At 39.4% G+C, this 20918-nt stretch carries 16 protein-coding genes; 1 reads left to right on the top strand and 15 read right to left on the bottom strand.

Annotated features, from left to right (window positions below; all coding sequences use genetic code 11):
• Window positions 1-80: 80 nt before the first annotated feature.
• From MusilaSJ_RS19355 to MusilaSJ_RS19310, 10 genes are all read right to left on the bottom strand, one after another.
• On the bottom strand, window positions 81-1265 hold the full coding sequence (locus MusilaSJ_RS19355) for an FtsW/RodA/SpoVE family cell cycle protein (protein ID WP_274986501.1): 1185 nt from the start codon (window positions 1263-1265) through the stop codon (window positions 81-83).
• Window positions 1266-1355: 90 nt separating this feature from the next.
• Window positions 1356-2750, bottom strand: a complete 1395-nt coding sequence (murD, locus tag MusilaSJ_RS19350) for a UDP-N-acetylmuramoyl-L-alanine--D-glutamate ligase (protein ID WP_274986500.1) — start codon at window positions 2748-2750, stop codon at window positions 1356-1358.
• Between the two features lie 124 nt (window positions 2751-2874).
• Window positions 2875-4116: a phospho-N-acetylmuramoyl-pentapeptide-transferase gene (gene mraY, locus MusilaSJ_RS19345; protein WP_274986499.1), complete on the bottom strand. Its 1242-nt coding sequence runs from the start codon at window positions 4114-4116 to the stop codon at window positions 2875-2877.
• Window positions 4117-4233: 117 nt separating this feature from the next.
• Window positions 4234-5694 (bottom strand): UDP-N-acetylmuramoyl-L-alanyl-D-glutamate--2,6-diaminopimelate ligase, encoded by a 1461-nt coding sequence (locus MusilaSJ_RS19340; RefSeq protein ID WP_274986498.1) that lies wholly within the window; start codon window positions 5692-5694, stop codon window positions 4234-4236.
• Complete coding sequence (locus tag MusilaSJ_RS19335; protein WP_274986497.1) at window positions 5691-7790, bottom strand: PASTA domain-containing penicillin-binding protein; 2100 nt, start codon at window positions 7788-7790, stop codon at window positions 5691-5693. Before MusilaSJ_RS19335 ends, MusilaSJ_RS19340 begins: the two co-directional genes overlap by 4 nt.
• A complete protein-coding gene (locus MusilaSJ_RS19330) occupies window positions 7780-8187 on the bottom strand; it encodes an FtsL-like putative cell division protein (protein ID WP_274986496.1) in 408 nt (135 codons plus the stop codon). Before MusilaSJ_RS19330 ends, MusilaSJ_RS19335 begins: the two co-directional genes overlap by 11 nt.
• Window positions 8184-9086, bottom strand: coding sequence for a 16S rRNA (cytosine(1402)-N(4))-methyltransferase RsmH (gene rsmH / locus MusilaSJ_RS19325; RefSeq protein WP_274986495.1), 903 nt, complete (start codon window positions 9084-9086; stop codon window positions 8184-8186). Before rsmH ends, MusilaSJ_RS19330 begins: the two co-directional genes overlap by 4 nt.
• Window positions 9083-9544: a division/cell wall cluster transcriptional repressor MraZ gene (locus tag MusilaSJ_RS19320; RefSeq protein ID WP_090529909.1), complete on the bottom strand. Its 462-nt coding sequence runs from the start codon at window positions 9542-9544 to the stop codon at window positions 9083-9085. The genes rsmH and MusilaSJ_RS19320 overlap by 4 nt, the downstream gene beginning before the upstream one ends.
• A 474-nt stretch (window positions 9545-10018) precedes the next feature.
• Window positions 10019-10765, bottom strand: coding sequence for an AAA family ATPase (locus MusilaSJ_RS19315; protein ID WP_274986494.1), 747 nt, complete (start codon window positions 10763-10765; stop codon window positions 10019-10021).
• A gap of 1 nt (window position 10766) precedes the next feature.
• Window positions 10767-12878 carry an integrase catalytic domain-containing protein gene (locus MusilaSJ_RS19310; RefSeq protein ID WP_274986493.1) on the bottom strand — a complete coding sequence of 704 codons (2112 nt, stop codon included), beginning with the start codon at window positions 12876-12878 and terminating at the stop codon, window positions 10767-10769.
• A 184-nt stretch (window positions 12879-13062) separates the two neighbouring features.
• Here MusilaSJ_RS19310 and MusilaSJ_RS19305 point away from each other — a divergent pair, with 184 nt between their 5' ends.
• Entirely contained in the window at window positions 13063-13434 is a 372-nt protein-coding gene (locus MusilaSJ_RS19305) for a helix-turn-helix domain-containing protein (RefSeq protein WP_274986492.1), read from the top strand.
• Window positions 13435-14059: 625 nt separating this feature from the next.
• Here MusilaSJ_RS19305 and MusilaSJ_RS19300 read toward each other — a convergent pair.
• The 5 genes from MusilaSJ_RS19300 to MusilaSJ_RS19280 all read right to left on the bottom strand — a co-directional run bounded on the left by MusilaSJ_RS19300 (window position 14060) and on the right by MusilaSJ_RS19280 (window position 20917).
• On the bottom strand, window positions 14060-15001 hold the full coding sequence (locus tag MusilaSJ_RS19300) for a toll/interleukin-1 receptor domain-containing protein (protein WP_274986491.1): 942 nt from the start codon (window positions 14999-15001) through the stop codon (window positions 14060-14062).
• Window positions 15002-15052: 51 nt separating this feature from the next.
• Window positions 15053-16534 carry a class I SAM-dependent DNA methyltransferase gene (locus tag MusilaSJ_RS19295; RefSeq protein WP_274986490.1) on the bottom strand — a complete coding sequence of 494 codons (1482 nt, stop codon included), beginning with the start codon at window positions 16532-16534 and terminating at the stop codon, window positions 15053-15055.
• 77 nt (window positions 16535-16611) lie between these two features.
• The gene (locus tag MusilaSJ_RS19290; RefSeq protein ID WP_274986489.1) at window positions 16612-18516 is read right to left on the bottom strand and encodes a DUF262 domain-containing protein; all 1905 of its coding nucleotides are present in this window, start codon (window positions 18514-18516) and stop codon (window positions 16612-16614) included.
• Window positions 18517-18570: 54 nt separating this feature from the next.
• A complete protein-coding gene (locus MusilaSJ_RS19285; protein WP_274986488.1) occupies window positions 18571-19059 on the bottom strand; it encodes a hypothetical protein in 489 nt (162 codons plus the stop codon).
• Window positions 19052-20917 carry a restriction endonuclease subunit S gene (locus tag MusilaSJ_RS19280; RefSeq protein WP_274986487.1) on the bottom strand — a complete coding sequence of 622 codons (1866 nt, stop codon included), beginning with the start codon at window positions 20915-20917 and terminating at the stop codon, window positions 19052-19054. The genes MusilaSJ_RS19285 and MusilaSJ_RS19280 overlap by 8 nt, the downstream gene beginning before the upstream one ends.
• Window position 20918: the final 1 nt, after the last annotated feature.

Genomic DNA, 20918 nt, shown 5'->3' with positions numbered 1-20918 from the left:
ATCTTTGCTTTTATCTGTCACTTCTTGTTAACTTTTATATAACCCGGTCAATCATTCCCCCTTTAGGGGTTAGGGGGCGTCTACGCCACACTGATCTCCCCTACAATAATTTTATTAGGCCCGCTGTTATCTGTTTCCTTCTCTTTCTTCTTTTTAGGTTCTTCTATATCCTTGCTTACTGAGAGTATAATACCAAAGGCCACACTGGTAAACAATATTGATGTACCACCCATACTCACAAAGGGCAGCGGCACGCCCGTTACCGGACCTAACCCTACAGCTACCGCCATATTTGCAAATGCCTGTATGGCCAAACTGAAGCTTAAACCGCAAGCCAGCAACGCCCCAAATGCCTTTGGTGCTTTAGTTACTATTTTAATACACCGGTACAGCAAGAACAGGTAAATACCCACCAATGCCACTCCTCCCACCAAACCGTACTCTTCAATAATGATGGCATAGATCTCATCTGAAAACGCCTCGGGCAAATAATTTTTTTCGGTACTGTTGCCCGGGCCTTTACCAAATACCCCGCCCGATGCTATGGCTATTTTTGCGTGATTGGCCTGAAAAAGCTGATCTTTATCTGCCAGTTCGGGATGAAGGAAAACTTTTACCCTTGATGCATGCGTCCCTTTCCTGCCGCCGAAGGTTAACATACCTGCAAGTAATACCGCGCCTGCCAGGCACACTACCGCAATTTGTTTGATACTGATACGGCCTATAATGAGCAATAGGATACTTACCCCAAACAACATTAGCCCCGTTGATAAGTTGGCCGGGCCAATAAGTGCAAATACCAGGCACACCGCACCCATGATTGGTATAAACGATTGCTTAACATCTTTTATATTTTCCTGCTTGCGCGATAATGAACGCGCCAGGTAAGTAATAAGCGCAAGTTTGGCTAAATCTGAAGTTTGAAAGCTTAAGCCTGTTCCGGGTATGGGGATCCACCTGCTTGCACCGTTGATGTGCGCGCCAAAAAACAAAGTATATAATAACAAGGGTACAGTAACAATCATCAGCAATTTTGAGATCCCCGCGTAATAGCGGTAATCAAGCTTGTGCGAAAAGTACATAATGGCGATACCTCCAATCATCATAAACACATGCTTCATCAAAATGATCTCCGCTCCCTTGCCCTGCTTAAATGCCAGCGTACCAACCGAACTATATACCGCCAACAAGGATATAACAGAAAGCAAAATGACAATGAGCCATATCCAGCGATCTCCTTTTGTATTGTTTAATATCCTATGCATTTTTTTGTGATTTCACCGATTTATTTTGATTTCACCGATTTATTTGCCGGATCAATCTTCAAATTTTCAAATTAACACATCTTCAAATCTCTAAAGTTCCTTCACTGCCTCCTTAAACTGCCTGCCGCGGTCTTCGTAATTTTTGAACAGGTCGAAGCTGGCACAGGCCGGGGATAGTAATACTGTATCACCTTTGGTTGCCAGATGGTAGGCCACCTGGGCCGCTTCCTGGGCCGATGCTGTATTTACAATAAGGTCAACATCATCTTCAAAAGCATCATGGATCCGTTTGTTATCCTTGCCTAAACACACAATGGCTTTTACTTTTTGCCTAACCAGGTCATTAAGCATACTGTAATCATTTCCTTTATCAACTCCGCCTAAAATCAACACTACATCGCTGGTCATGCTTTCTAAAGCGTACCAGGTTGAATTAACGTTGGTAGCCTTTGAATCATTAATAAAGCGAATGCCGGAGATATTGGCAACAAACTCCAGCCGGTGTTCAATACTTTTAAAGCTGCCCATGCTCTCCCTCATCGTTTCGTTGCGCAGCTCCAACACCTTTGCTACAATACCCGATGCCATGGAGTTGTAAATGTTGTGTTTGCCTTGCAGGGCCAGTTCTTGAATTGACATTGTAAAATGTTCTTGTTTTGTGTTTATGACAATATTGTCGTTTTCATCGAGGTATGCGCCCGGTTCAATTTTTTGCTGTATGGAAAATGGCAGCAATTGCGCCCCGAACGTTCGTTCCCTCATGCCTTTAAGGGTTTCAGGATCATCGGCGCAATAAATAAAATAATCGGCCGCCGTTTGGTTCTGCGTTATCCTGAATTTGGATGCCGCGTAGTTTTCCAGTTTATAATCATACCTGTCTAAATGATCAGGCGTAATGTTTAACAATACAGCTATGTTAACTTTAAATTTGAACATATCATCCAGCATAAAGCTGCTTAACTCCAGCACATACCAGTCGAACCTTTCGGTAGCTACCTGGTAAGCAAAGCTTTTACCTATATTACCCGCCAAACCAACATTCATCCCCGCATCTTTTAAAATGTGGTAGGTTAAGCTGGTGGTAGTGGTTTTACCATTTGAACCTGTGATCCCTATAATCTTTGCGTCAGTATACCTCCCGGCAAACTCAATTTCAGATATCACAGATATGCCTTTTCCATGAAGTTTTTTGATGATCGGCGCCTTATCCGGAATCCCGGGACTTTTGATCACTTCAACAGCATTTAAAATCAGTTCTTCAGTATGTTGTTTCTCCTCAAAAGGAATTTTCCAATCTTCAAGTTGTTTTTTATAGCTATCGGCAATGCCACCAAAATCCGACACAAAAACATCAAAGCCCTGCTGTTGGGCAAGGTATGCCGCCCCAACACCACTTTCGCCGGCGCCCAGCACCACAAGGCGAGCCCCCCCCGGTCCCTGAAGGGGGTGCTTTTGATTAGCGTTTTTGTTATTGTTGTGGTTCATTTATTCTTGATTTCACCGATGTTTTTGATTTCACCGATTTCTTTTTCTTTCTTGTCTCTTTAATCTTGAAATCCTGCATCTATTAGCTTCTTGTCTCCCGACTCTTGATTTCTTGCTTCTCTTCCTAACGTAGCTTCAACGTTATCACCGTCACTATGGCCAGTATGATACAAATGATCCAGAAGCGGGTAACGATCTTTGCTTCATGGAAACCCTTTTTCTGGTAGTGGTGGTGAAGCGGCGCCATCAAAAACACCCGCCTGCCTTCGCCAAATTTCTTTTTGGTGTACTTAAACCATGATACCTGTACGATCACCGAAAAATTCTCTATCAGGAAAATACCGCATAATAATGGCAGCATCAGCTCCTTGCGGATCATGATAGCGAACACCGCTATGATACCGCCTATGGCCAAACTGCCGGTATCGCCCATAAACACTTGTGCCGGGTATGAGTTGTACCACAAAAAGCCTACGCACGCTCCCACAAAAGCACCGGCAAAAATTACCAGTTCGCCCGAATTGGGGATATACATGATGTTCAGGTAATCGGCAATAACCGTATTACCCGATACATAGGCCAGGATAGCCAGTGTAATGCCGATGATAGCCGAGGTACCCGTCGCCAGGCCGTCAATACCATCCGTAATATTGGCCCCGTTAGATATGAACGTAATAATGAGAATCACGAAAAACAGGAACACAACCAATGCATATTGTTCGTAACCTTTCCCTAAAAACTTCAACACCTTGGCATAATCAAACTCGTTGTTTTTGTAGAATGGCATGGTTGTTTTGGTGGAGTGCACATCCTGAGTATAAACCGGAACATTGCGTTTCATATGAAACTCAACCGGGGCATCGTCTTTCACAGGCAAAACCACTTCCTGACGGATGATAATATTGCTATTGAAATACATTGTCCAGCCAACGATAAGCGACAAGCCAACCTGACCAATGATCTTAAACCTGCCCGCTAAACCCTCCTTGTTCTTTTTAAATACTTTAATGTAATCATCCAGAAAACCGATAGCACCCAGCCAAACGGTCGTAATGATCATCAGGATCACATATATATTCTCCAGCTTGGCAAACAATAATGTTGGTATTAAGATGCCCAGCAAAATGATAATACCACCCATAGTCGGGGTACCCGATTTTTGCATCTGGCCTTCTAAACCCAAATTCCTCACGGTTTCGCCTACTTGTTTAAAGCGCAGGTAATCAATTAACCGCCTGCCATAAACCGTAGTGATCAGCAATGATGTGATTACAGCCATTGCCATCCTGAAGGTGATGTATTGAAATACACCTACCCCGGGGATACTGTAATTTTTGCTTAAATAGTTAAACAGGTAATACAACATTGCTTCTTCAATTTGCAGATGTGCAGATTTCAGATGTGCAGATGATTGATTTGCTCATCTTAGATCCTGCAGATTTGCGTTTTTAATTCCTTTTATTCTCTATCAATTAGTTGATGGTTATACCAAGTCCTGGAATTGCCTTTCCAGTTCTTCCATATCATCGAAGTGGTTTTTCACCCCATTTATTTCCTGGTATTTTTCGTGCCCTTTACCTGCTACCAGGATAATATCACCTGGGTTAGCCAGCATACAGGCTGTTTTAATAGCCTCATGCCTGTCGATGATGCTTACTGTATGTCTTTTAAATGCCGGATCAACACCCTCTTCCATCTCTTTGATGATCTGCGCCGGATCTTCGGTACGCGGGTTATCCGATGTCAGGATCACTTTATCACTCCACTCACATGCGGTTTTGGCCATGACGGGGCGCTTGGTTTTATCCCTGTCACCACCGCAGCCAATTACAGTGATCACCTTTTCATTACCCTTGCGGATATCATGAATGGTACTCAATACGTTTTGTACAGCATCAGGGGTATGAGCATAATCAACAATACCTACCACCTTGTTAGCGGCAGTTATGTATTCAAAGCGGCCTTCGGCACCAGTCAGTTTGCTTAAGCTGGTAAGTACCTTCGCTTTATCCTGCTCCAACAGCATCGCGGTAGCATACACTCCCAACAGGTTATAGGCGTTGAATGTACCCACCATTTTAAACCACACTTCCTCGCCGTCAATTTGCAGCAGCAAACCGCTAAACTGGTTTTCCAGGATGCGAGCTTTATAATCGGCCATGGTTTTAAGGCCATAGCTTTTTTTATGCGCTGAGGTGTTCTGCAACATCACATTACCATTCTTATCATCACTGTTGGTTAGTGCGAAAGCATCTTTAGATAAGCCGTCAAAAAATTCCTTCTTAGCATTCAAATACCTCAGAAAAGTTTTATGATAATCTAAATGATCATGCGTTAAATTGGTAAATACTCCTCCCGCAAACATCAGTCGCTCAATACGCCTTTGTGAAATGGCGTGAGAACTCACCTCCATAAAGCAGTAATCGCAACCGCTATCCACCATTTCGGCAAGCAGGCTGTTCAGCTCCACGGGATCGGGTGTGGTATGGGTTGATGGGATCACTTTGCCGTTGATCTGATTTTCGACGGTTGACAGCAGACCACATTTATAACCCAAATCGCGGAATAATTGGTAAAGCAGCGTAGCAATAGTTGTTTTGCCATTAGTACCTGTTACACCTACCAACTTTAACTTCGCCGATGGGTTATCATAAAAATTGGCGGCTACAATACCTAAGGCTACAGCCGAATCGGCAACCATCAGGAAATCAACTTCGCCGGTTGTGTGCGCCGGAAGATCTTCACAAATTACTGCTACGGCACCCTTTTTAATGGCCTGGTCAATATAATCATGCCCGTCTACAAGAGTTCCCTTTACAGCAACAAACATCGCCCCGGGAATCACCTTTCTCGAATCAAAAGCAATTGCCGTTATCTCCACATCAGCGCTTCCCTGCAATTCAGTGAAGGCCAGTCCATCAATTACATCGCTTAAATACCTCATTGCAGTTCTATTAAAATTCGTGACCCCTTTGGTATAGCACTCCCTCCGGTAACTGACTGGTTGGTAACTATACCGCTTCCGCGTACAGTTACTTTATAACCGGCGTTACCCATTACATATAATGCATCGCTAAGTCCCATGCCTGTTACCGATGGCACGGTACCATTTTTATATTTTACTTCCTCAAACGGGATCCCGTTGCTGGTATCAACCGTACTATTGGCCGATGCATACAAAGGTTTAACGCCCAGTTTTGAATAAACTTTTTTCAGGGCTTTCATATTGCCCTGTTTTACCTGCGGCATAACAGTATTACCTACATAACGTGCCTGTGAGCTTTGGTTAATATCCAAGTCGTTAGCATAAACCCTGTCTGCCACTTCTCTGAATACCGGACCGGCTACCTTGGCCGCTAAATAATCGCCTTGCGTCGGGTTATTAATCACCACGATCATCGAATATTTAGGACGGTCGGCCGGGAAATAACCGCAAAATGAGGCCTGGTATTTTTTATCCTTATAACCCTTGGTACCGTTTGCTACCTGCGCCGTACCTGTTTTACCGGCTACGCTGTAAAGCTTATTTTTAATAACATTTTTGCCTGTACCATTAAGTACAACGCCTTCAAGCATACCACGTACTTTACCCAGCGTAGCTTCCGAACATACCTGCTCATTGATCACCCTGGCCTGGAACTGCTCGATAGGGTTACCCAACCTTCTGATCTCACGAACCAGCAGCGGAGCTATCATTTTACCATTATTAGCCACCGAATTATAGTAAGCCAGCATTTGCAGCGGCGTAATGTTCATTTCATAACCATAAGCCATCTCAGGCAAACTGTAATTTTTGTTCCAGCTGCGGTTTGATGGATTTTTAATTACCGGCCTGCCTTCGCCGGGAATCTGTAACTGAAGCTTTTCATTCAAATGATAGCTGTACAATTTATTGATATACTGCCATGGGTTATTATGGTAAAATTTATCAACCAATTTTGCCGCAGCCACGTTTGATGATTCTTCAAAGGCACGCTTAACCGACATTTCATAATTATCGTGCTCGGTATCAGTAATGGTTGGCCCCTTCGGAAATTTATATCTGCCGCCTTCGGCATTAATTATGGTACTGGTATCAATCTTATGCTGATCGAGCATGGTCATATACGATGCCAGCTTAAAGGTCGATCCCGGATCGATAGCGTTACTGATAGCATAGTTCATCTGCTCCCTGTAATCACCATCTTTAGTACGGGTGTAATTGGCAATCGCCCTGATCTCGCCGGTTGATACTTCCATCAGTACCACACAACCATGATCGGCCGCGCTTTTAACCAGTTGTTTTTTCAATGCATCCTGCGCCACATCCTGAAAGTTTACATTGATGGTTGAGATAATATCAGCACCATCTTTAGGCGCTATTTCATCATCATCGTCAACCGGCATCCAAATACCGCCCGGGATTCTTTGCATTAAGCGCCTGCCGCTTTCACCATTAATATATGATGAATAAGCACCTTCCAAACCAACCGGGTTCTTTACGTTTTCATTTTTATAACCGATAGTACGGGCAGCCAGCGACTGGAACGGCAGGATCCGTTTATTTTTTTGAATAACGATCAGCCCGCCTTTGTATTTACCCATGTTAAATACCGGGAACTGGCGAATTTTTTTCAGGTCCTGGTATGATACTTTACGCCTGATCAGCAAATAGCGTGAGCTATCCTTGCGGGCCTCACGAAATACGCGCGAATATTCCCTTGCCGATCTGTCACCAAACATACCTGATAGCTTCGCAGCTAACAGGTCAATATTATTATTGAACGCTGTATCCGAGGCAATACCGCTTGCCAGCATATCCATGTGCAGCTCATATTCTGGTACTGAAGTAGCTAACAAACTTCCGTCAACGGAAAAAATATTACCCCTTGCAGCCTCAACAGTTTGGTATTGTGCCGAAAGATCAGAAGCCATAGCCTTCCACTTATCGCCCTGTACAAACTGCAGCCGGCAAAGCTGAACCACAACGGCAATAGCCAAAAGCAAAACAAGCCCGAAGGCTAAATAAACCCTGGCCAGTATGTTAGTCCTAATTCCCATCTTCAACCTCCTTCACTGTTATTTTTCCCGGCGGGTCAACCGATTGACTCAGGCCCAATGTATCCGCACGTTTAGCCACTTCGGTAAGCGTACTTTTATATGCCATATCGGCCTTGGTCGATTTATAATCCCAGCCCAACTCCTTAACCTCTTTGGTAAGCGCATCAATTTCACGTACCGATTTTTCGGCATAGTGCATATTACCAATGTACACCATACCCAAAAAAGCCAAAAACAAAACAAAGGGCAAAGCACTGGTAGCTCTCTCAGTAGTGAGAAAGCCTTTGGTAAAAAGCTGCGTAAAAAAGTTATCAGGCAATTCCCTTGCAGGCCTTTCCTCAATTACTTCTTCAACTTCTTCTTCCTCCTGAATTTCTGTACGTAAACGATTGGTCATTTTTTTACAGCTATTCTTAATTTAGCGCTCCGTGCCCTGTTATTTTTAGTTATCTCATCTGCAGATGCTGTTATAGCCCCGCGGCTTACAGCATCAAGCGGTTTATTATCATTTCCATAAAGATCCTTCTCCACCTCGCCGCTGAATTTACCTTTGGCAATGAAGTTTTTTACCAGCCTGTCTTCAAGCGAGTGGTATGACATGACCACCAGCCTGCCGCCAACACCCAAAACTTCTGCCGACTGCATTAAAAACTCTTTTAATGCTTCCAGCTCCTGGTTAACCTCTATTCTTAATGCCTGGAACACTTGTGCCAGGTATTTATTTTCTTTTCCTTTCGGGATGCGTGCGTTGATCACATTTTTCAAATCAGCGATAGTCACTATCGATGTATTTAACCTTGCGGTCACAATAGTTTCGGCCAGTGATTTGGCATTTTGAATTTCTCCGTAAATGCCAAAAATCCGGTGCAAATCAGCAACAGAATAATTATTTACCACATCCTTCGCAGTTAGCTCGCCCAACTGGTTCATACGCATATCCAACTCGGCATCAAACCGGATGGAAAACCCCCTGTCGGCCTCATCAAACTGGTGCGATGACACACCCAAATCGGCCAGGATGCCATTTACAGGAATAGCTCCGTGTAAACGGCAAAAGTTTTTGAGATACCTGAAATTCTGATCTACAAAGACAAAACGCTCATCATCAATTATATTCCGTTGCGCATCAGCATCCTGATCAAAAGCGATTAGCCTTCCTTTAGGTCCCAGATGCTTCAAAATCTCGCGCGAATGCCCTCCACCGCCAAAAGTCACATCCACATAAGTACCATCCGGATCAATATTCAGCCCATCAATACATTCCTTCAGCATTACCGGTACATGGTACTCACTCATTCCTGCTCCTTACTTTTATTACCCATCACCTTTTTTGCCAATGCACCAAAGCTTTTCGGCTCATCATCCATCAGCTTACGGTGAGCTTCAGCATCCCAAACCTCAATTTTATTTAACTGGCAAGCCAACACCACATCGCCTTTGATACCCGCATATTCCAAGAGGAACTTTGGTAATAATACCCTGCCGGCAGCATCAGGCATAAGCTCGGTGGCGCCACGGGTAAAATATCGTATAAAGGCTATATTATCCTCTTCGTATTCATTAAGTTTGCTCAGTTCTTCAAGTCGTTTATCCCATTCCTTTTTAGTGTATATGACAAGGTATTTTTCAAACCCGCGATTGATCACCAAGCCTTCAGATTCCAGTTCAGGAAGCTTTTTTTTAAGGCCAGCCGGTATCATCATCCTAAATTTAGGATCAAGCTTACACTCAAATTCACCGGTTAAAAACGACATTGTATGACTTGGGCAATTTTGTAACGTAAAAGTAAATACTTTTACCACTTTCTACCACTTTCCCCCACTAAAAGTTTTCAACAATTTTTAGCCGGGTCTGTTTTATGTTTTTTGAAGATTTTTTGAAATTCTCACCCCGACAAAAACCGCTAATAAACAAGCAGTTACAATGCACCTTAGCTGAGTCGGTTCAAACAAAATGAGTCATGTTAACCAAACAAATTGATACAACTATATACCTGACAATTAGTTAGTTAAAAATACACCCGAAAACGGCACCATTCTTTTGTTAAGCAACCAATCTCAATAGTGTAGCGAGCCTGTCAAGTGACATGGAATAAATCGGACAGAGGAAAACGAAGGAGAATTTATGCCGTGAAAGCGCTTTACTGGTGAAGCGAACGTGAGAATTTCGCAGTAAGAAAAGATGCGGGCTTTATACAAAAATCAGTTATAAAATACGATTGAAAGTATCTATCCTTCCGGGACATCCTGACTTCGTTTTTTATATCTGATCGCTTTTTTCCCAAAGTTCCTAACCTTGCTAACCAAGCTCCTGAAACTTTGATTTTCAAATACAAGAGCCTCTATTAACGCCCGATTTTTTATGCCGCGATGGATGCAATACTGTGCCTGCTCATCAACCAGGGGGGCTTCAACCTCGATCCAAAGTTCAAACCGTCCATAAAGTTCTGGTATCCCCCTAACGTTTGCTTTAATCAGTTTTTCAAGAGAAAGCTTTAAATAATGAGGGGAAGCAAAAATAATTCCTACGTTTTCGTTTGTTTCGTTGCGCAGATCGTGGCAATGCATCAGTATGCTATCGCTCAAACGTCCTGCTTCATCTAAAACGAGAAGCACGTTAGATTCAAAGGAATTAAGATAATAGCCGATACTCCTGATCAAATTGTAAAGATTGGCATCCGTGTATCGGTTTCGGATTCCCAGCACTTCCATAATATGGAGAAAGAAACTTTTAGCTGTCATACTTTTAAGCCCCCTTACATAATAGACGTTTGAACGGTTACGACTAAAATATTTTAATGCATTGGTTTTGCCATTACCGGTATCCCCCAATATACCGATCATGCTTGAATAAGCCAAAGCATCTTCGCAGGCATTTGTTATAGTCAAAAAAGTTGAAGTTTCTAAATGCAGTTCATCTTTGATCTTGATAATCTTTTCCATATCAAAATCATTCGGGTCAAAATTGTATTTCATATTAATCCAAAAGTTTAATGGACCCTTCAACCCTGAACATATCATTAAAGGAAATCACAAGCTCTTCCGAGGATTCTCTCACTTCCATCATCAATTTTGATGCCCTCTTGGATATTGATTTTACCTTCACCGTTTTGTGGCGAGAAACAGCTATTTCTTTTTTCGGACGTTGTTTGGGTCTGCTGACGTTTAATGCATCGATCTCTTTTTGTATCAGTGCATCTTCAGCAGTTTCAATTACTTCTTTTGCATCAATCTTGTAATGGGCTGCCTCTATAGGGACATGGTTTATTAGTTTTTTAAAGGCCTTAACCTCTTCAGTGAGATCCCATTCCCATTTTTTCTGTCTTTCCGCATACTCATACAATTCTATGTTATCCTGGGGGCTCCGGTTGACGGCTGCCTCCACGATTTTTTTATGCAGTTTCAGTCGTAAAATAATTTGCAACCCACCCATTTCATACACAAGAATTTCATCGTGGTTATACTTTTCGTAATGGATGACTACCTTTTTTCTTAAGTACTTAAAGAAAAAGCTTTTGTCGTAGATCATATATTGATATTTAATGCCCTCTTTAAATATATCAATACAATTGAACTGGATCGTCCGCGTACCCCTTTCTTGCATTACAACAGGTAAAAGATCATCGTCCAAAGGAATCACATTCTGCGCAAAGCACTCAGCAAACAGGGTGTTAGGCGTTGATTTTTTAAATACATAAGTAGAATTATATTTGATAATGGCCTCTGAAAAAACAGCAGCGAGCTCCGCTTCGGTTCGGATATTCTTCCTCTTCCGTGCTTCGGCAATCATATCACTATTTGGCTTTCCACCCTTTTTCCGGCATTTAATCCCATCGCCTAAATACCCCTTTACACTTTTCAGATACATATCACCAAAAATGTGGAACCAGTTTTCTACGCTACCTTTAGCCTGAGGGTTTCCAGGTTTGTGTTTAGAAACTGATGTGCCCAATGACATGAGCGTTTGCACGTATTCTTTATACTTGACATTATTACTCGATGAAAAATTATCAGTTAATATATCTGCAGGAAGGAATTTTGTATTTTTAACGCTCATCCTTATACTTGCCATGTAATTGGCAAATGATTCGGTTGCACTCAGTGAATAGCCAACCACTTTTTTAGAGTACACATCAAGGGCAACCACCATACACAAAAAGCTTACTTTTCCTGAGTCATCTTGATACAACACATTAAATCTGGTACCGTCAATCTGGTAGAGATCGCCGGCAAAGCGAGCGGGCTGCCTATCGGCATGAGCAATTGTTTTTGCAATACCCTCAGAACCTTCGCGAGCGAGTGTGGCAACGCCGTAAAGAGGGTCATTCAACAATAAACGTCTCACAGTTGATCTGGATAACAGTTGTTCTTCCCCCCTGGCTATCTTTTTCGCATTTAACCTTCTTACGATCTCGTTAAAGCTTAAGTTCTGGCCATTTTCATAGCAGGCCAATAAAAAATCCCTATCTTTCTTGTTAGCTTTTCGTGCGTTATCATTCAGACAGTTTTTATGAATAAACGTATCAATTCCGATTTTTAAAAATTTATAAAATTTGCTATGAAACGCACTTTGCGAACGGGTCACAAACAAAAACTCTTCATCAGCTATTGCCAGATAAAGTAGGAACTTAATTGTCATCGACAGCATAGTATGCTCCTTTAATTTCACAAATAAAGAGTAAGTTCGACAGGCTTTTAACGTTGGGAAATTTCCGGTTCCGTTTGTTCTCTTAACAAAAAGAAGCGAGTGTATATGCGATTGATCTGCGATTGTTACTAACTCCTCCTTGATCATACTTATTACATATTCCTGAAATGCGGCCTTTCCACCGTTCTGCCTGTAAAAATTATATAAGTCTGTCTTGGTTGGAAAACTGCGCATTTCCCTTATATGTAAAGGAAGGTGATCATAATTTACCCAATGTTGTTGATCGATAAATACTAATCGGTCAGTTAATCCTTCAGTAACAACCGATTTAACTACGTTTTGGGGAAGGGAGAAGAAGGAATGAAGATCACTAACCTTGATATAAAAAATGCCAGCGCAAATAAGAATTCCTGGATTTTTAATGTTTTTTTTGTCATTCATAATACCGTTGTTTTTAAATTTGTAACGAAATTCTTACCGGGCATAATAATACATTTCGGTGACTCTCACACATGAGATACACTTTGTTGTATATTTAAATATATTTTTTTATATATTTGACAATCAGATACTTATGTATATATTGTAATTAGCAAGATAAGAACTTTACATAAAATTACAACACATGAAATTTGATGAAATTTCAAGGGATCCGGAAGAAAATTTCGGAGAGCGTCTTAAAAAACTAAGGCTTAAAAATGGCCTGACTCAGATGCAGTTAGCAGCATCATTAGATATGTCCAATGTGCAAATTACACGATACGAAAAGAACATCACTAAACCTACGATAACCATTATCAAAAAGCTAAGCAAAGCACTTGCCGTAAGATATGAAGACCTTGCAGGTGACATGTTTGACATTGCCGATCCGACGGAAGAAATAGAGAATGTAGTGGAGCGTCTACAGCGATTACCGATACAAGATAAAAAAGCAGTGCTGGAAGTTTTAAGCAATTATGTACAACAAAAGGAAATCAAAATGATCAGTTCGATATAGATGGGAGTAAACCAAATAGGATGATCTCCATTTTTTTTACTACCTTCATATCCAATATGGCGGTAGCTATATAAAAATATTTGAATGCTTTGCGTTCGCATAGAGTCTCGGATTAGAAAACTGGTAATTTTTGAAACAAACGAGAGGATAAGCGCAACGCTCACGCTTTGGCGTGGGCTTGCTTATTCGTTTGTTAGGTATACCAGTACCTCTAATCCGGATAGGTAATAACCCGCGCCATAACTTTTTTTGCGGGTTGGTAATTGGTAACTAATCAATTTTATCAGCTGCAATGAGCTTAAGGAGTTCCTTTCAGAAACCTGAAGAAAAAGAGTTTGTACACTTAATAATTAATGAACGGTTTTACATCCTTCATTTATTAAGTGATTCTTTTTTTTATTTACATTGTGATCTTTATACTTATCCTGATGACATTGATCACAAAAGGTACCATCATAAAATAAAAATGCTAAACAGTAAAGATGACAAGAATTTTCAATTGATCCTCATAGAATCAAATCTTAACTTGAATAGTACTTGGCTTTTGGTATTGCAGGCTGAGTTATGGTTTAAATTATTAGGGATTAAAGAATTCAGGGCTTGCCTTAAGTAGAACGGGCCGATTTTAATAACTAATTCCTACTTGTTCAATAAATTCCATCCATAGTTTTTCTGCTATTTTTTTTGCACTTAAGACTTCATTTGTTTGGGAACCATACATACTTCTGAATGACCAAAAAAGTTCATAGTCACTTTGTTCGATGCTAAAAAGTTTATCTAACTGAATGACATTAGAGGCCGGTTTTTCAGCTAACGAATATGAAAGGTCTGATCTGCCAAAAGCACTACTGGCTGAAGTCAAAACAGTTATATAGCCTTTACTATCTGCTTTCGCCCGGTTTGATATAAGGCAAGTAAACGATTTTTTGTCATCGTCAACAAAACGAGCTTGAATTTGCTCAACTCCGTTTATTTCTTCTAATGAATCTTTAAAGTACTTCCTTATTGTCTCAAATGATTCATCTTTAAAATTCAACCGGTCAACTTCGGTAAAATCACGTTTTACTTTATAATTTTTTGAAGGTACTTGAACAGGCACTTTGGTAACATTCAAAGATTTGCCTGGGAATTGTTTAGCATCTATTAATCGCCTCAATTCATCAATAACGTTTAGGTATGCGACATTTTCATTAGTCCATTCACTTATAGGCTTACCATCTTTGGGTGCCGCCTTCATCTTTCCAAATGGAGAAGATTTCCAATCGCACGGTTGTGCAATAATGGGAACGATTATTATTTCACCACGATCCTGCATTTTTAATGCCTCTTGAAACTCCTTTTCATAGCAATACTGAGAGTTCAGGTAATCAGGACTTACAATCGCTAAAAATATATCTGAATTACTTAATGCGCTGCTGATACTCGCATCAAGATTACCACCAGCTAAAATTTCTTTGTCAAACCATGAAACAATCTTGCCAGCCCGTTTTAGTACAGCCATGTGCACATGTAAGCGTTCAAGTATTCTTTCATCAATATGACTATATGAAATAAAGGCTTTAGACATTTTGAAATAAATTAGCGGTTTATGGATAGATGATGTTATAATAGCCTTTTTCTACTGCAATTGTTTTATAATTGATCTGAAATTTTCTAACCCTGCTTCAAGATTTTCCAGAATATCATTGGCCAATACATCAGGGTCGGGTAAGTTATCCAGATCGGCTAAAGATTTATCTTTAAGCCATGTTATATCTAAACTTGTTTTATCCCTGCTTACAATCTCGTCGTAGCCAAATTTTCTCCAACGTCCTTCGGGATTGGTTTCGGCATTAAATGTTTCTTTCCGAGTGTGTCGATTGCCCGGTTGATAGCAATTTATAAAATCTTGTAAATCATCAAGCTTAAGCGGGTTCTTTTTAAGCGTATGGTGTACATTAGTACGATAGTCATAATACCATATCTCTTTTGTCCACGGATCTTTTGCGGATGGTTTGGCATCAAAGAAAACCACATTTGCCTTTACTCCATTTGCGTAAAATATACCTGTAGGCAAACGCAGGATAGTATGTAAATCTGTAGTTTCTAATATCTTCTTGCGCACTAATTCACCTGCACCACCTTCAAACAAAACGTTATCAGGCAACACTACCGCTGCCATCCCGGTTGTTTTGAGCATAGTACGTATATGTTGAACAAAATTTAGCTGTTTGTTACTGGTGGTAGCAAAGAAATCCTGACGGTTATAAGTTAAGTCCTCTTTCTCCTGTTCACCTTCTTCATTAGTAAATGTTTGACTGCTCTTTTTTCCGAATGGCGGATTAGCCAAAACATAGTCGTAAGTAATACTACTCTGCGCTATCAAGGCATCCGCTGGTGAAATGTTATTATCGCTATCAATATCACCAATGTTGTGTAAAAACAAGTTCATGAGAGCCATGCGCCGGGTCCCTGCTACAATCTCGTTCCCGTAAAAGGTACTATACTTAAGAAACTGCTTCTGTTCTTTATCGAGCTTATAGTTTTTTTCATTGGCAATAAAGTCGTATGCCGCTAAAAAAAATCCTCCAGTGCCACACGCTGGATCGGCAATGGTTTTATTTGGTTCGGGGCGAATACACGCCACCATCGCGCTTATTAATGCGCGAGGTGTAAAGTACTGCCCGGCACCACTTTTAGTGTCTTCAGCGTTCTTCTCCAGCAATCCTTCATATATATCACCTTTAACATCAGTGTCCATCATCACCCAATTTTCGCGATGGATCATGTCTATGAGCTTAAACAGTTTTGCTGGATCTTGTATCTTGTTCTGGCTCTTGGTGAATATTTGCCCTAATACACCTTTTAGTTGCCCTAACTCACGTAATAAAATAGAATAATGTAGTTCAAGTTCTGCCCCTCGTTTTGACGTTAAGCTATCCCACTGATACTCTTTAGGTATAGGTAGTGGCCGTTTATAAGGCGGCTTACTATACTCATCAGCCATTTTTAAGAATAGTAAAAAGGTTAACTGTTCCAAATAATCCTGATAACTCATTCCGTCATCACGTAATGTGTTACAGAAAGACCAAACTTTGGATATTATTGCCGATGATGTCATTAGTTTATAGTATGTTATTTAATGGTATTTAAACATTTCGGTTCCATCTGTTTAAATGTAATTCGACCTGATATAGATTAATCAATTAATCCGTCTTCCGCTAATATTTCTAAATCTTCTTCTGTTTCATCTGTAATACCATCTTCATTAAAAGGATTAGGATATAATTTCCAAAAATTGTCGTCGAAGCGCCAGCGTTTCTTAATAAATTTTAACAATGTATCATTTCGTTTATTGATTTCATCTTTACTCCAATCAATATTGTGCTTAGCTAAATTATTTTCACTGTAAGATCCAACTTTATAATGTTCCTTTTTTAACGGGTACTCACTGTTCTTTAATTGATTGTTTTTTTCAGAAGATATTAAAAGCAAGTTACCCAAGCAATGTGTTAATTGCTTCTTTTCTACTGATGAAAGACCTTTCAATACATTTACCCAATAAGGTTTGGTGGGTGTTTGGGGCAAGACATGTTCAATACTCTTAGTGGTTTGATTGGCGAAATTGTACTCCACCTTCAAGGACTGTCCCTTTCTTAAACTTTCTTCATATTCATATAGGAAGTAAGAAAGCCCCGACCAACTATAAAATCCGAGCTTTCTATGAGAATTAAACAAATCATCTTTCTCTAATTCAAATCGTTTCCAATCGCCATGTATTTCAATGTACCAAGCCAAAAAGAATAAGGCATACTTTTGATATTTTTCATTCGTAACGTTTATATGGAAATTGTGGCACTGACGATAAATATCGTTTTTCCCAGTATCGGACCGCTTTTTATTCATTGAAAAAAGCCTAAATGAAAATATTTCGGCAAGTTTGATCAATTGTAAAACATAAGCAGGATTATGCTCCAACAAAGGGTAAAAAGCCAAGATTAAAGGTCTAACTGTGCTATTGCTTAGACGATTCAATTTACCCAATGTGTATGAAACATCGTTCCGTATTTCTATATCTTTAATCTGGGAAAAAGCACCACTTTCTTCAGGATAGTTCAAATGTCGCCAAGCGAGGGAGCTTTCCGAAAGGGACGTTATGTATTTTCTTATTTCTTTTGCCATTTTATCAGGATGCTTAATCATCTCATTTATGGTAAAGTGGCGCTCTAAAATATCCTTTCTTGTAGTGTTGTCTTTAGTCCAACCCTTATATATTATCCAGTGATTGCTTAAAAAAGTATTTTCATCTAATACCTTATTTGGCAATGTTAGATTTTTTAAAATATGACTCCATTTTTTATTAATAAGTGCACTCAACTCTAACAGCTCTGATTCTGTGTCATCTGTATTAGGAACTTTTGAAATTAGATACAATAGTCGGTTTTTTACAATTTCCAGGTTGGTCAGGTCGATTCCTCTATTATTCATAGTTTCAAAAACGACCCCAATTTCTGTTCCATCTGATAAAAGAAATTCGTTAAAAACCAACTTTTCTTCAATTGCATTTAAATAAATTAATAAAGTCTCTGTAGAGTTATTGCTTTTAAAAAAATCTCTGACTGTATTTTTGGCATTTAAAAGGTTCCTGGTATAAAGGTTTTCATCAAGTGTTGTTTTTCTTTCCAATTCAAGAATTACTGATCTGAAATAATCGTCACTCACTTTGTCAATTTCGTATCTAAAAATATAACTATCTCTATTTCTAAGATAACTTTTTACCTTTTCTTCAGCATCCTCTTTCGTCTCTTCCCTATTAGATAATTGACCTAAAATATATGACAGAATTAATATTAGCGTAGTAAATCTCTGCTGTCCATCGACAACATGATAATTTATGAAGTTATTTACACCGACTTTTACCTTATCTTTTTGTGGGTGTAGGGATATTGTACCTACATAATGGGGCTTATCAAGTAAAATAGCATTTGAAATATCAGTCAAAAGATCGTTAACATGCTTTGGTGCCCAACTATAACCCCGTTGATAATCTGGGATAGTGTACACCTTATTATTAAAAAAATGTGGTAACTGTTTTAATTCCATGATATATATTAGGTTTAGTTTTTGGATCGTAACACCGAATTGTAGCATTATTCCCTATAGCTTATCTTCTACAAAGTTTAAAAAGCCATAGTAAGAGTCTTTATAAGGCAATTGATTCTTGAAAAAGGTTCGAATTGGCGGCAAAACTATATAATCATTAATTCCGGCAGACCAGGAAATCCACACGGCTTTCGGTATTCTGCCTTTCTTAAACCAATAATACTCTTCGGCACATAAATTTAAATAATCTTGAATAATTTGCTCAGACGTCTTCTCACCTGTAAGGGGCTTCCCTTCAGCTACATTGTTCAATTCTTCATTAAGTTTATCAAACCGTAAATTGAATTCAATAAACAGTGACTTAAACATTCCGTCTGAATCGATCCAATATTTCACTAATCCTAAATATAAAGTTGCTGTTACTCCTGCTGAAGCTATTAAAATAGTGTAATTATTTGTGGGGATAGATGTAAGAGAAATTGCACCATAGATTATTGCTATTAACAAAGGTGCTAAAATGGTAGCCCAAATAAACTTATTCATTTCTTAAGAGCTTTAAATGCCAGCCTTTATTATTAATCAGTTTCAAACATTTTTCGGTTTCTTCCTCACTAAATTTTTCTGCCTTATTTTTAAAGCGAGTAGTCGCCAAATCGATCTTCCATTCAGTCATTGATGCTCTGATAGTCTTCAAATCAGTAGATTGTATATCTTCTATTACTTTACACACAGTTGCTAATAACTCAATTTGATGCGGTCTTTCATTACCTGTATATCTTGCAAAAATATCTGATAGGTCATCAACAGCATCCTTTAATTTATCGCTATAAGGATAAGTATATTTAGTTAAAGTATCTATGTCTTTAACTTCAATCGCATTGTTTTTTTTTGTGAAAAACTTAGCATTGTTAATGGCTTTTTTTATCTCAGGCGGGTAGGGCCCTAAATGCCATCGTTTATAATCGTAATAAGTAGGTATCTGATAGACTTTATCTAATAGATAAGCATACTTTGCAATGGTCATTTCTCCATGGTTAATACCCTTTTCTTTTGACGCGGCCGCAACTATACCTAACAACTGCATTTGATAGAAATAGGTGTTTTTGGGTTTATATAGCGATTTAATTTCAGCCTTTACCAATTTACCTTCAAAAGCTTTTTTCAAAATGCTTTGTCTTAATGCCTCGGATTGTTGCAGACTATTAGTTATAGTTTCTTCTATTTTATCGCAGACACTTAGGCGGCTTTCGATTTCTTGGATAACCAAGTCCTGCACATTATCAGGCGGTACTGGGAGTAAATAATTTTCGATAAATTGTTTAGGAACACGCCTCAGTCCAACTGCACCCGTCATTGAATTCTCCGCTTCGCTCCTAAATCTTTCTTGAACAAGAAAATTAAAGAGATATTGACTTTTTACCTCTCCTTTAGAGCGAATAACATGAAATTCTGACGAACCAAATCCAATACCATTTCTTAATTTATCTACTACGGCTATCTTACCATTTTCCATACAGGGCGTGACTTTTGCAAAAATTACATCGTCATTTATAAAAGGCGTATATCCTTTTTTCACTTCGCCATATAGCCTCAACTCAGTCAAATTTATTTTGCCACTTACCTCTTCTACTAATTTCATTGGTAGAAATTGAACATCCATTGAATCAGGTATCGATCCTTTATTGGGTATCTTTGGATTAACATCTGCCATATCGGCAATTCGTTTTAACTGCCATCCTTCCGGCAGTTCCCCGTCTTTTACATTACCATCTGTCAACTTACCTTCAAAAGCCCATTTCAAAACAGCCTGCCTATAAACTTTAAGTTGTTTCTGTGCAGCTTTTAAATTTTCAATTCCCTTATCCAGTTCGCTAAATAATTCTTCTATTTTTTCTACTATCCGATACTGTTCGTTTAATGGTGGAAGAATAATTTCAAGTTTCTTTAATTTAGCTTGGTTTATAGAGGATTGATTTACAGATTTTTGTGCAATTCGCGCAAATATCCCTGTTCGTCTCAAATAAATTAGCTGATAATTGAGATAGTCAGCATACACTTTTTGTGACGCTCTAATTAAAAGAAGATTTATACCGTGGATTAAAGTGAAATTCTTTAATTTAAAAATAGCAGTTTTACCCAAATGGGGGTCGCTATTAATATGACTAAATAAAATATCATTTTCCCGAATCGCATATTTTTCTACAAATGCAGGATCATTTTCTTTGATATATTTTACTCGGTCTAAATCTATCGTTTGATTCCATATAGTTTCAATCCTGGATATTGGGTAACCATTTTTTTCCTCAAACTGCTGAACAGAAGCACCATTGGTCATTTTTTCCACGATGTCTCCCAATGCAACAATTTCCCAATCTTTCGGCAATTCTTTTTCGTCAATCATC

Origin of the sequence: Mucilaginibacter sp. SJ (assembly GCF_028993635.1) — a bacterium.
Lineage (GTDB): Bacteria > Bacteroidota > Bacteroidia > Sphingobacteriales > Sphingobacteriaceae > Mucilaginibacter.
Note: the sequence above shows the minus strand (reverse complement) of the source record. Positions and strands in the feature narration are given on the sequence as shown.